The sequence below is a fragment of the Leeuwenhoekiella palythoae genome (genome assembly GCF_020310025.1).
In the GTDB taxonomy this organism is placed as follows: domain Bacteria; phylum Bacteroidota; class Bacteroidia; order Flavobacteriales; family Flavobacteriaceae; genus Leeuwenhoekiella; species Leeuwenhoekiella palythoae.
The window spans coordinates 3,782,959-3,795,820 of the sequence record NZ_CP084318.1; the positions used below are offsets into that span (position 1 = coordinate 3,782,959).

Annotated in this window: 14 protein-coding genes; 2 read left to right on the forward strand and 12 right to left on the reverse strand. The window is 38.0% G+C overall.

Translation table 11 applies throughout. The annotated features are described in order from the left end of the window. Positions 1 to 254: 254 nt before the first annotated feature. The 10 genes from hisIE to hisG all read right to left on the reverse strand — a co-directional run bounded on the left by hisIE (position 255) and on the right by hisG (position 8,240). On the reverse strand, positions 255 to 848 hold the full coding sequence (gene hisIE, locus LDL79_RS16190; protein WP_225598487.1) for a bifunctional phosphoribosyl-AMP cyclohydrolase/phosphoribosyl-ATP diphosphatase HisIE: 594 nt from the start codon (positions 846 to 848) through the stop codon (positions 255 to 257). Between the two features lie 29 nt (positions 849 to 877). Further along, on the reverse strand, positions 878 to 1,633 hold the full coding sequence (gene hisF, locus LDL79_RS16195) for an imidazole glycerol phosphate synthase subunit HisF (RefSeq protein ID WP_225598488.1): 756 nt from the start codon (positions 1,631 to 1,633) through the stop codon (positions 878 to 880). A 2-nt stretch (positions 1,634 to 1,635) separates the two neighbouring features. After that, the gene (locus tag LDL79_RS16200; RefSeq protein WP_225598489.1) at positions 1,636 to 2,157 is read right to left on the reverse strand and encodes a DinB family protein; all 522 of its coding nucleotides are present in this window, start codon (positions 2,155 to 2,157) and stop codon (positions 1,636 to 1,638) included. Continuing rightward, entirely contained in the window at positions 2,150 to 2,920 is a 771-nt protein-coding gene (gene hisA / locus LDL79_RS16205) for a 1-(5-phosphoribosyl)-5-[(5-phosphoribosylamino)methylideneamino]imidazole-4-carboxamide isomerase (protein ID WP_225598490.1), read from the reverse strand. Before hisA ends, LDL79_RS16200 begins: the two co-directional genes overlap by 8 nt. 175 nt (positions 2,921 to 3,095) lie before the next feature. Beyond that, complete coding sequence (locus tag LDL79_RS16210; protein ID WP_225598491.1) at positions 3,096 to 3,227, reverse strand: GIY-YIG nuclease family protein; 132 nt, start codon at positions 3,225 to 3,227, stop codon at positions 3,096 to 3,098. Between the two features lie 33 nt (positions 3,228 to 3,260). Continuing rightward, a complete protein-coding gene (hisH, locus tag LDL79_RS16215; RefSeq protein WP_225598492.1) occupies positions 3,261 to 3,842 on the reverse strand; it encodes an imidazole glycerol phosphate synthase subunit HisH in 582 nt (193 codons plus the stop codon). A gap of 4 nt (positions 3,843 to 3,846) precedes the next feature. Further along, entirely contained in the window at positions 3,847 to 5,004 is a 1,158-nt protein-coding gene (hisB, locus tag LDL79_RS16220) for a bifunctional histidinol-phosphatase/imidazoleglycerol-phosphate dehydratase HisB (protein WP_225598493.1), read from the reverse strand. Positions 5,005 to 5,013: 9 nt separating this feature from the next. After that, positions 5,014 to 6,066, reverse strand: coding sequence for a histidinol-phosphate transaminase (gene hisC, locus LDL79_RS16225; protein ID WP_225598494.1), 1,053 nt, complete (start codon positions 6,064 to 6,066; stop codon positions 5,014 to 5,016). Further along, on the reverse strand, positions 6,066 to 7,358 hold the full coding sequence (gene hisD, locus LDL79_RS16230) for a histidinol dehydrogenase (RefSeq protein ID WP_225598495.1): 1,293 nt from the start codon (positions 7,356 to 7,358) through the stop codon (positions 6,066 to 6,068). Before hisD ends, hisC begins: the two co-directional genes overlap by 1 nt. A gap of 21 nt (positions 7,359 to 7,379) precedes the next feature. Then, positions 7,380 to 8,240, reverse strand: a complete 861-nt coding sequence (hisG, locus tag LDL79_RS16235; RefSeq protein WP_225598496.1) for an ATP phosphoribosyltransferase — start codon at positions 8,238 to 8,240, stop codon at positions 7,380 to 7,382. 276 nt (positions 8,241 to 8,516) lie between these two features. On the opposite strand from hisG, the gene LDL79_RS16240 reads away from it, so the two are divergent. Together LDL79_RS16240 and LDL79_RS16245 are read left to right on the forward strand one after the other, a co-directional pair. Beyond that, positions 8,517 to 9,245: an OmpA family protein gene (locus LDL79_RS16240; protein WP_225598497.1), complete on the forward strand. Its 729-nt coding sequence runs from the start codon at positions 8,517 to 8,519 to the stop codon at positions 9,243 to 9,245. Next, positions 9,245 to 9,838 (forward strand): hypothetical protein, encoded by a 594-nt coding sequence (locus LDL79_RS16245; RefSeq protein ID WP_225598498.1) that lies wholly within the window; start codon positions 9,245 to 9,247, stop codon positions 9,836 to 9,838. Before LDL79_RS16240 ends, LDL79_RS16245 begins: the two co-directional genes overlap by 1 nt. A gap of 139 nt (positions 9,839 to 9,977) precedes the next feature. Here LDL79_RS16245 and LDL79_RS16250 read toward each other — a convergent pair whose 3' ends face one another. Continuing rightward, a complete protein-coding gene (locus LDL79_RS16250; protein ID WP_072982132.1) occupies positions 9,978 to 10,793 on the reverse strand; it encodes a prohibitin family protein in 816 nt (271 codons plus the stop codon). 15 nt (positions 10,794 to 10,808) lie between these two features. Further along, positions 10,809 to 12,845: a vWA domain-containing protein gene (locus LDL79_RS16255; RefSeq protein WP_225598499.1), complete on the reverse strand. Its 2,037-nt coding sequence runs from the start codon at positions 12,843 to 12,845 to the stop codon at positions 10,809 to 10,811. Between the last annotated feature and the right edge of the window lie 17 nt (positions 12,846 to 12,862).

Below are 12,862 nucleotides of genomic sequence, written 5' to 3' on the forward strand. Positions count from 1 at the left end.
TAAATTCTTTGTTACAAACACCCCAATAGTAATCTACAAGTACTAAATAACTGAATTTTAATTATTTCTAGATTTATCTTTAAAATAGTCGAAAAAGGCTACATTTTTCACCTTTCTTAAAAGCATTATGCGCTTCGTAACGTCAAATCTTGTTGTTTATCTAAAAAATATAATCAACAAAAAAGCCCTTTCTTGTAGGAAAGGACTTTAAATTTTTAGCGCTGCTGAAAACGTTAAATATGTTCCAGATTCAATTATTTCTTTCTATCAAGCAATACCTGTTCAATCTCACTTAGTCCAAAACCTTTAGCTTTCAGCAATATGAGATAATGAAAAAGAAGGTCTGCACTTTCATTTAGAAATAAATCATCGTTATCATCTTTTGCTTCGATAACAACTTCTACGGCTTCCTCTCCTACTTTCTGCGCAATTTTGTTGATTCCTTTTCGAAAAAGACTTGCCACATAACTATCGTCGTTACTCTGATTCCCTTTTCGGTCTGCAATAGTCTGCTCCAATTCCGTTAGAAAACCAAAAGTCTGCTTGTTATCTTCGCCCCAGCAATTGTCTGTCCCGGTGTGACACGTAGGTCCCACTGGATTTACGGTCACCAAAAGCGAATCATTATCGCAGTCATTTTTAATAGCAACTAAATTCAAGAAATTCCCACTTTCCTCGCCTTTTGTCCATAAACGCTGTTTGCTTCTACTATAAAAAGTAACTTTTTTAGTAGTATTGGTTTTCAAATAAGCCTCTTCGTTCATATAGCCAAGCATCAAAACCGTTTTAGTTTTGGCATCTTGAATTATAGCCGGCACGAGTCCGTTTTCATCGTATTTAATTTCCATTGTAACTATGTTGTTTTTCGGCTAAGTCTTTAAATTCTAACCGGGATATTATTCTCTTTTAAAACTTGTTTGAGTTCGGGAATGTCGATTTCGTGAAAATGAAACACACTCGCTGCCAAGGCTGCATCTGCTTTTCCATTTACAAAAGTATCTGTAAAATGCTGCATCGCTCCTGCCCCTCCTGAAGCAATAATAGGAATATTCAGCATCGTACTCAACTTGGCTAAAGCTTCATCTGCAAATCCGTTTTTAGTACCGTCGTGGTCCATTGAGGTGAATAAGATCTCGCCGGCGCCGCGGGTTTCCACCTCTTTTGCCCATTCAAAAAGATCGAGTTCGGTTGGGACTTTTCCTCCTACAAGATGCACCGTCCACTTTCCATTGATCTGTTTGGCATCAATCGCCACCACTACACATTGCGAACCAAATTTTGCCGCCAAATCATTAATGAGTTGCGGACTTTTTACTGCGGAAGAATTGATTGAAACCTTATCTGCGCCATTCTGAAGCAACACATCTACATCTTCAACCGAAGAAATACCGCCGCCTACGGTAAACGGAATATTTATTTTTTCCGCTACGCGTAAAACTAGATTGGCTAAGGTTTTTCGGCGTTCTTCTGTAGCCGAAATATCAAGAAAAACGAGTTCGTCTGCTCCCGTTTCGGCATATTTTGCAGCCAGTTCCACCGGATCACCGGCATCACGCAAGTCCACAAAATTGACACCTTTTACCGTTCTTCCGTTTTTGATATCGAGACAGGGAATTATACGTTTGGTTAACATAATTATTCTTTTTTATTTCTTTTATTCAAGTCAACATTAGAATAAAAACCTAAATCTTTTGACTTAAGCATTTTTACCCAAAAAGCGATCTGACCCGTATGATAAGAAAAGTGTTCTACTAAATGAATAGCATTTCCAATACCTGAAAATTGATACCCTTGAACCTCCTTTATTTGAATTAGACGCTCATCAGAAACTTGAATTATCGTCGCTTTAACTTGATTAACCGTAGTCTCCAATTTATCTAACAACTCTTGTTTTAAAAGTCCACTTTCAGTTGAAAATTCTAAATCTCTAACGCGATCATCTGAAGCTCCGCTTAAAGAAGAAATTCCATATTGAGTCAGATTTCCGCATAGGTGTAAAATCAAATTGCCTATACTGTTTAGCGTGGGATTGGGTTTTAACCAGATCTCTTCTTCTGTGATTTGAGCTAATGCAATTCTTATCATTCTAAGGTTTTCATCTAACCTGTAGAAAATATTGTTGACCAATTCTTCTCTAAAAGTTGAAGCATTATTCATGTTCCAAAATATAATTTTCCAACTGTTTCATTGAAATGCGGCCTTCATAGATCGCTTTACCGATTATCGTTCCTTCGCAACCTAATTCAGCTAGTTTTGGCAATTCTTCAAAAGTTGAAATTCCGCCGGAAGCAATCAGTTTCAAGTTCTTCGTTTCTTCTAAAATACGCTTATACAACTCAAAAGAAGGTCCTTGTAACATCCCGTCTTTACTAATGTCTGTACAAATCACATAAGAAACTCCTTCCTTTTGATAGCCTTGAATAAACGGAATCAATTCTTCTTTAGACTCTTCAAGCCAGCCGCTGACCGCAACTTTTTCATCTTTAGCATCTGCGCCTAAAATGATTTTATTAGCACCAAATTTCTGTAACCAGCTTTTAAAAGTTTCAGGATCTTTAACGGCGATGCTTCCACCGGTGATTTGTGAAGCACCACTTTCAAAAGCAATGCGCAGATCATCGTCGGTTTTGAGTCCGCCTCCAAAATCAATTTTTAGGCTGGTTTGAGAAGCAATTTGCTCGAGCACCTTATGATTCACAATATGCTTGCTTTTAGCACCATCTAAGTCAACCAAATGCAAATACTGAATTCCGTGGGCTTCAAATTCCTTTGCAACCTCTAACGGACTCTCATTATATATTTTTTTGGTGTTGTAATCACCTTTAGAAAGGCGCACACACTTACCGTCGATTATATCTATTGCAGGGATTATTCTAAACCCTGAACTTGTTTCAGGGCCTTTCGATCCTTTGTTTCTCATATTGTTAGAATCTATTTCCAATTTTTTAGTATCAATTTTGATTTCTTTCAGGTCTGGATTTTTAGCTTTAATCAAATTCCACTTCCACTCCTTATGCCATCTCTTTAATTGCTGCTCCCTTTGCCAAGCTTCACTGCCAGTTTTAAACGTTTCAAAATATAAAAGCTCATTACAATTATATTTTTTTGTAAAAACAGCCCCCTTTACCTTTCTTATGTTGTTTTAATCTTGTGTGCAAGTCTTTAGTTTTCCCAACATAAAGCACCGTGCGGTTTTTGTTAGATAATATGTAACAAAAGAACTCCATAGTGGCAGTTTCTAAAACAAGTTCAGAGAAGTGCTAAAGTTGACAGAAATTTTTCAAAATTTCCTGTCCAACTATACCACTTTTCTCCGGGTGAAACTGTACTCCATAAAAATTATCCTTTTGCAAGGCCGAAGCGTAATCCACATCATAAGTCGTGGTGGCTATTTTTTGATCGCAGTTTGGTGCGTAAAAACTATGAACCAAATACATAAAGGAATTCTCGGGAATCCCCGTAAATAAGGGAGTTTTTAAACTTTCGATTTCGTTCCATCCGATTTGTGGAACTTTGACTTTGTTTGAAAATTTAACCACATCAACATCGAAAATTCCCAAACCAGTGGTGTCACCTTCAGTTGAGTGTTTGCACATCAACTGCATTCCCAAACATATTCCTAAAACTGGTTGCTTCAGCGTAGGAATGATTTTATCCAACCCCGTGGCTTTCAGCTTTGCCATAGCACTACTCGCCTCTCCAACACCCGGAAAAATCACTTTATCAGCTGCTTTGATTTCGTCTGCATCATCAGACAATATCGCGTGAACTCCTAAGCGTTCAAAAGCAAATTTGATACTTTGAATATTTCCTGCTCCGTAATTGATTATTACTAATTTCATAAGCTTACAACATTCCTTTTGTACTCGGCAAAACCATTTTATCGGGATCGCGTTTTACAGCTACTTTAATCGTTTTTGCAAAAGCTTTAAAAATGGCTTCGATTTTGTGATGCTCATTTGTGCCTTCTGCCTTTATATTGAGGTTTGCTCGAGCACCGTCTGTAAAGGATTTGAAGAAATGATAAAACATTTCAGTAGGCATCTCCCCTATTTTCTCACGTTTAAAATCAGCTTCCCAGACCAGCCAATTGCGTCCTCCAAAATCTATGGCTACCTGCGCCAGACAATCATCCATCGGTAAGCAAAAACCGTAGCGCTCAATACCTAGTTTGTTACTCAAAGCTTTAGAAAAAACTTCACCTAAGGCGATCGCGGTATCTTCAATGGTATGATGCTCATCAACCTCAAGATCGCCATCTACGTGAATTTTCAAGTCCATAGAGCCGTGTCTAGCGATTTGATCCAACATATGATCAAAAAATGCTAGTCCGGTTTTGATATCGCTTTTGCCGGTTCCGTCAAGATTCAACTTGATTTCTATGTCGGTTTCGTTGGTTTTTCTAGAGATCGAAGCGGAACGTTCTTTCAGCTTCAAAAATTCATAAATCTTTTGCCAGTCTGTAGTTTCTAAGGCAATAAAGGCATCAAGATCTTCCCGTTTGGTGGTGATTTCATCGGCACCTAAATCAGTATGATCACTGATAAAAATACCCTGTGCCCCAAGGTTTTTAGCCAGTTCAATATCTGTTATACGATCTCCCAGAACAAAACTGTTGGCAAGATCGTAATCCTCAGAGAAAAACTCGGTTAACATTCCCGTGCCCGGTTTACGGGTGTCTGCTTGATCCTCAGGAAAAGTTTTATCTATAAAAACGTCATCAAACACAACACCTTCGTTTTCAAAGGATTTTAAAATAAAATTATGCACCGGCCAGAACGTATCTTCAGGAAAAATATCAGTTCCCAGACCATCTTGATTGGTGATCATGACCAACTTGTAATCAAGCTCTTGAGCAATTTTACCTAAATAGGTAAAAGCTTTTGGGTAAAAAGTCACCTTTTCAAAAGCATCCACCTGATATCCGGGCGGCTCTTTAATGATCGTTCCGTCCCGATCAATGAATAATACTTTTTGTTTTTTGGAGGTAGTTTCGGTAGTCATTTATTACAGTTAAACCAGTTCTTTGAGAGCGGTAATTAGTTTTTCATTTTCGGTGGTTGTCCCTACGGTAAAGCGTAGTGTATTTTCGCATAAAGGCTGGGAACTTCTATTACGAACCACAATTCCTTTTTTGATCAATTGATCGTAACGTTTGTTGGCATCATCCACTTTTGCTAGAATAAAATTAGCTTCAGATGGATAAACTTTCTCAACAAAATTCACTTGAAGTAACACTTTAGATAAAGCATCTCTTTCCTTTAAAATCATGTTGATTTCACCTTGAACCTTTTTATCATCAAGCACACGTTCTAACGCGCGTTTTTGGGTAAGTTCATTTACATTGTACGGTGGTTTGATTTTGTTTAAAATCGAAATAATTGCTGCGGAAGCATAACATATTCCTAAGCGAATTCCCGCTAGGCCATAGGCTTTAGACAAGGTTTGTGTCACGACTAGATTAGGGTATTGCTGAAGCTTTGTCGTCCAACTTTCTTCTGGAGAAAAGTCAATATACGCCTCATCTACGACAACCAACCCTTTAAAATTCTGAAGCAGCACTTCGATAGCATCTGCCTTGAAACTATTCGCCGTAGGATTGTTTGGCGAACATAGAAAAAGTATTTTGGTTTGATGGTCTGCCTGATCCAGAATCTTAGCAACTTGGGGCTGAAAATCTTCAGACAGCAATACTTCGCGGTTAGCAATATCATTAGTAGCTGCCAGCACTCCGTACATTCCGTAAGTAGGCGGTAACGTGATCACGTTATCTTGCTTGGGCTCACAAAAAGCTCTGAATAATAAATCGAGTACTTCATCGCTTCCGTTACCTAAAAGAATTTGATCAACCGGCACCCGTTTTAAGGACGATAAATGTTGTTTTAAAGTAAGCTGTTGTGGATCTGGATAGCGATTGACGCCGTTTTCAAACGGATTTTCATTTGCATCAAGAAATACCATATCCTCGTGAAAATCTTTAAACTCATCACGAGCCGATGAATAAGGTTTAAACTGCGCAACATTAGCGCGAATCAAACGCTCTAAATTAAAAGTAGGTGCAGTCATTAGTTTGAGTTTGCGAGTTGAGTTAAACGTAAAGTCACTGCATTTTTGTGTGCATGTAAACCTTCGGCAGCAGCCATAAGTTCGATGGCTTTACCAATATTCTGAATTCCTTCCGGCGTAATTTCCTGAAAGGTCATACTCTTCATAAAACTGTCAAGATTTACACCGCTGTATTGTTTAGCATACCCGTTAGTTGGCAAAGTATGGTTAGTTCCTGAGGCATAATCCCCGGCACTTTCAGGCGTATAATTTCCTATAAAAACAGAACCTGCATTAGCAATATTTTCTACAAAAAATGCATTATTAGAAGTAGCCACAATAAAGTGTTCAGGACCGTACTCATCAATAAGTTCTAAAGCGAGCTCTTTAGTCTCAACAAAAATCAGCTTACTGTTTACAATGGCTTTTTCTGCAATGGCTTTTCTGGGAAGCACTTGCAGCTGCTCTTGAACTTCTTGTGAGACAGCTTTGATTAAATCTTTAGAGGTAGAAACAAGAATAACTTGACTATCCACACCGTGCTCAGCCTGACTTAATAAATCTGAAGCTACAAAGGCAGCTTCGGCAGTATCGTCTGCAACAACTAATAATTCAGACGGACCTGCAGGCATATCAATGCTAACGTTGAATTGAGTTGCCATTTGCTTAGCTACCGTTACAAACTGATTTCCAGGACCGAAAATTTTATACACTTTTGGAATACTCGGTGTGCCGAACGTCATTGCTCCAATAGCTTGAATTCCGCCAACTTTGAAGATTTTATCAATACCACAAAGGTGAGCGGTAAATAAAATAGTAGGATTGATATTCCCTTCTTTATCAGGTGGCGTACAGAGCACCACCTCTTTACAGCCTGCTATTTTTGCTGGAACAGCCAGCATTAAAATCGTTGAAAACAAAGGCGCAGTTCCTCCGGGAATGTACAAACCTACTTTCTGAATAGGCCGCTTTTCTTGCCAACATTTTACACCAGGTGCGGTTTCTAACTCAATTTTTTCGGTGCGTTGTGCTTTGTGAAATGCTTCAATATTAGATTTTGCTAGCGTGATCGCTTCTTTTAAATCGGCATCTAGGTTTGCTACAGCAGCAGTAATTTCCGTAGGGGTTACTTCAAAAGAATTCAGGCTGATCCCGTCAAATTTTTGAGTGTATTTCTCAATTGCTGCATCACCGTCATTTTGAATTGCTTCAAAAACCTCTAAAACGGTTTTTTCAATCTGCTTGTAAGTTTGTGTAGGGCGTTTTAGAATCTCATTCCATTGCGAACGCTCAGGATTTACAATCGTATTCATACGTCTTCCTTAGTCTAAAAATTAGAGCACCATCTTTTCTATATCACTCACTAAAATTCCTTGAGCGCCAGAATCTTTAAGATTATCAATGACCTCCCAGAACTTATTCTTGTCAATTACTGAATGTACACTACTCCATCCTTTTTCAGCAAGCGGCAACACCGTAGGACTTTTCATTCCCGGTAGCAATGCGATGATTTCATCTAAACGATCGTTCGGCGCGTTTAACAAAACATATTTGTAGTCACGCCCCTTAAGCACCGCTTTAATTCTGAATAACAATTTGTCTAGAATGGTCTGACGCTCCTCATCGATTTTAGGTGAGACCGCAAGAACGGCTTCAGAAGTAAGCATCACTTCAACCTCTTTAAGGTTATTTTTGAATAACGTACTTCCACTAGATACGATGTCACAAATACCGTCTGCGAGACCAATATTAGGAGCAATTTCTACCGAACCATTAATGATATGAAGATCTGCTTTTACGTTATACTTACTTAAATAATTAAGCACTGTATTCGGGTACGAAGTAGCGATTTTCTTTCCTTCAAAATCTGCTACCGAATCATATTTAACTCCTTTTGGAATCGCTAAAGACACCCGGCATTTTGAAAAACCCAGTTTCTGAGCTATAGCTATATCCTCGCCTTTTTCGATCAAAACATTTTCACCAATGATCGCGATATCTACTACCCCGTCTCTCAGGTATTGTGGTATGTCACCATTACGGAGGTAAAATACTTCAAGCGGAAAATTAGCAGCATTCGCTTTTAATTGATCGCGACCGTTGTCAATAGAGATGCCGCAATCTTTTAAAATTTGTAAAGAATCTTCGTTGAGTCTGCCTGACTTCTGAATTGCGATTCTAATCTTTTTATTCATTTTTTTAGGTTTGATTGGTAGTCTGAGCTATTCTAAACAGAAAACCCGTTTGAAAAGCTCAAACGGGTTACTGTTTTTTATACGTCAATTACATATACAACATCTTTACCTCGCTTGAGTGCGTGAATAAAAATGATGATGATGTAATGCTGTTTTTCTCATAATACAGGGCGAATTTATAAAAAAAATCCTTTTTACGTGCATTATATCGAATACATTTAACAGCTTGATGTGATTTTTATCTTAAAGACTTACATTTGAGAAAATTACTAACCGATGAAGAATTTTCTTATAGCATTCTCCGTATTTTCCTGCTGGTGTGTAGTAGGTCTGTACTTTTTGAACGCTACTGGAGCATTCAATAATCGCAAGAGTCTTTTTGTTGACGCTTCGTCTACTGTAGAACCTGCTAATCCTGGTACTATTAAAAAGCAAGCTCCAGGATATGTTTTAGATTCTCTTTATCAAGCTACAGAACCTACAGAACAACTAGCAAATAGAGGAATTTATCAAGATAGCAGCCTTGCTAAAACCGGAAATTACGATAAACTCATAGATGACATTCAAAAAAGAATGGAACGTAACCAGCGTGCTATTGATGAAGATGAAGAACGTTTGCGCCTCGCAAAATTGAGTAAAACGGCAACTACCAAAGCCGCTAAACCAAATGCTGATATTACGTTTAGACCTGTTTTTAAAATGGCACGTTTAGTGCGTGATGAAAATGCATCGCGTTTTTTAGCCGAAGTTGAACGAAGATTAAAGATCAAACCACAAGCTAAAATTGAAATTATAGGCTATACAGATCATATTGGAGATGATCGAGATAACTATGTAATTGCCTTAGAACAAGCTCAAAAAATTAGGTTATTTCTCATAAAAAGCCTTAATTTACCTGAAAATCAAGTTATTGCATTATCAAAAGGAGAAGAATTTCCTTTGTATCCCCGAGAGCAAGAAGATAAAATAGAATTAAATAACCGCTACGAACTGATATTTAAATAATGCTCCATCTAGTTTTGACACAAACCAATAATGATTACGTCTCCATACCATTAGTGTATATAGAGGTTATTGTATTGATGTTGGGTGCCTTTTCTATAGGTTATTTCTTTGCGTATTATTATCAGAAAAGTAAATATGTAAAGCGGATTTCTAATCTGCGCCAAAAGCTTTCAGAACAAGCAGGAGTTGATATTGAAGATCCAAATCTAGAGGAAACACTACCCGATAAGGATATTCAAATTGCGGCTAAAGCGAAAAAGAAACGTCTCGCTCAAGCCGAACTTGACAAAACCAGAACTGAATTAGACTTTGAGCGCATAGGTTACGCATCCTATGAAGATGCTGATGATCTTCAAAAAATTATCGGGATTGGGCCCTATACCGAAGAAAAACTCAATACGATAGGTATTTACACCTTTGATCAGATCAGTAAGTTTAACACGCGAGATATAGAGATCGTTACTGAGCGTATTCAATTTTTTCCAGATCGCATTGTAAATGATAATTGGGTAGCCAAAGCCAAATTGCTTCAAGAAACCAAGCAGCAAATTAAACTGCGTAGAGATCGAAATGTTAGAATGAAGAAAGCCTAAGCTTCTTTGTACAAAGACTGTTACAACACAAAAAAACCGAATCGATTACGATTCGGTTTTTTTGTGCTATTATTGACGCCGCCAATGGGATGATACTCCCTCCAATTTACAGAAATTTGCCAAGAGACAGTTGATTAGGCTAGTTATTCCCTAAAATAATGGGTAACCCACTGTCTCCAGAACCTATAACAATCACTTTAGAATTGTTAGATTCTGAAAGTTTTAATGTGGCTTCAATACCTTTATCTTTCAAGATCTGATCATTAAGCGATTGACTTAAAATTTTATTAGCATCAGCTTTACCTTGCGCTTCAATAACCTGACGTTCTGCTTCTTTTTGAGCAGAAATAAGCCTGAATTCATATTCTAAAGATTCTTGTTCCTGACGCAGTTTACGTTCAATTGCTTGCTTTATCGTCGCAGGTAGCGTGACATCACGTACCAATACTTCATCAAGAACGATATATTGATCTTTTACGATTTTTTTAGTTTCATCATAAATCTCTGCTTGAATCGCATCACGTTTTGAAGAATACAATTGTTCTGGAGTATAACGCCCCACTACAGAACGTGCAGCAGATCTAATAGTGGGTAACAAAATTCGGTTTAGATAATCTTCTCCTATCTCCTGATGCAGTTTACCCAAATTTTCAGCTTGTGGTTTATACCATACAGAAGCCTCTAATTTGATATCCAAACCATTAGAAGAAAGAACATTCATAATCTCTTTCAGCTCCTGCCGTCTTACCTCGTAGATATAAACTTTATTCCAAGGAGCAACTATTTGAAAACCTTCTCCTAGCGGGGGCTCGTCAGTTACTACACCGCCTCCAAATGGTTTATAAAGTACTCCCGCTTCTCCTGAATCAATCGTTACCGCAGATTTTGCAATGAGTACAATTACGATTATTACTCCAATTATTACCGGAATTCCTATTTTAGGTAATCTATCCATTTTATGTAGTTTTAATTATATGAGTCCGTTATATTTTCTGATGAACCATTCAGCAGCTAAACTTGCAATGATGAGGAAAAGCAGCCAACTGAAGGCTATTAAAGGTACATTTTTTTCTATAGCCCGCTGTACGGGAGTAAACTCCTGATTTTTCAAAAGGCTGTTTATCAACTCCGAATAGCGATCCATAGGGGCGATACTTCCATTGGTTTCTTCTGCTACAGTTGCCATCGTTATCCAATCGGCATTTTTAATCTGATGTTCGATAGTATAAGGGATCACCGTAAAGCTACCTTCCGCTTTTAAATTTTCGTCAGCAACAGTAATTTCAAAAGAATATGTTCCGGGCTCTAAATCTGCAAGCTGTGCTGAATAGTTAGTTCCGTTGTAAACGAGTGGTGATTCATAATGAACTTCATTCTCTGAAAAGATCTTCACCTGAAGTTGCGCGCCCGGATCAAAAACATAATTTTTGTCAAAGTACTGCGCGTTAAGTACAATCGCATTTCCTCCATAATAGAAACGGTCATAATCTAGTTCTAATCGCTGACGCTTTTGATTTGAAGCTGCATATTGCACCAATTGGTCTATGAACGTATCGAAGGTTTCAAAACTTCCGGTATCTAAAAACGACTGGCTACGCCATTGAAAAATACCTGTTCCAAATAAAAACACCTCTCTTCTACCCGACAACTCTGTGAGCCCCAACAAAGGATTTCCGGTAGTAACACCGGTAATTCGCTGATAAAAAAGAACATCACTGGAGCCGGCAACTGTGATTTCGCCAAAAATGGCTTCCAAAGGAGGATAATTAGCGAAGTTGATCTCAGAGGTTTGAAATGCCGAAAATGATTCGTTCTTAATGGCCTGCACCGCTTCTGACTGCCTGCTTTGCGGCAACGTGAATGCTTCCTGACTTTGATTTAAAAAAGAGAGGTTACTTTGTAGCCCTATAATTGAAAATCGGTTTTTATTCAGTTTATTGAGTTCCTCATAAACAGTAGCAAAACGCGCATTGGGCTCAAACAACAGTACTAGGTCTGCTTCATTAAGTTCAGCAACCTTGACATCATTTATAGCTTTAAGGCTTACCGAACGTAGCTGGTTGCTTTCAATACTCTTTTTTAGCGTACCTAGATCAGGATGCAAAACACCATAAATAATAAGCACTTCAGAGCGTTGATCAATGACTTCAATCGCAAACTGCTTGGTGTTGTTTTCTAAGTTAGTCTCATCGATTGATGCATCAAGCCTTACCGTATAACGCTTGGTCCCTATCTGATCCGCATTCAAATAAAAATTACTTCGGAAAGAACTGTTTTGAGAAGATAAATTTAGGGTCTCTGTATGTACAATAGTTCCGCTTTGCGTTACCGAAAGCTTGGCAGATACTTCTTTTTTTCCGGAATACAATGCCGTAATTTCAACCGGAAATTGATTATCTATATATGCGTAACGATTGACATTAACCTGATCAATTCGCAAATCTTCATACGCCGAAGTATCACCAACCACAATAAAATGACGTGCAATCTCTTTGGCTTCGGTTGCAACGTATCTATAATTAGCACCAAGATTGGTATTCCCATCAGTGATTAGAAGGCTGCTGTATTTTTGGTCTTTGTAAATTCGATCTAATGCTTGAATGCTTTTTGCAATATCGGTCTGGGTTTCGCTAAAATCAACACGTTCTTGTTGATTCAATTCAGATCCAAAAGTATAGGCGTCAAGATCAAATCGTTCACTCAAAGCCTCATTTTGAAGTATTCCATTAAAAACCTTTCGTATGGCTACCGAATCCGCTAAAAAAGACATGGATTCAGAATTGTCAAGCACCACCGCTAGTTTAGGCTTGATGGTTTTGTAAGAGGTTTGCTTAACCGAAGGATTTAGCAACAAAATCAAAACCGCAAAAATACTTATAAATCGTAATGCGCTAAGAAGTAATCGCAAACGCTTAGAACGTTCCGGTTTATGGAAGTAAAAAAATATGGCAATACCCAGAGCGATTATCCCTAAGAGGATAATATATAAGACTGTGGATATTGCCATAAAGTATTGTATTAAGA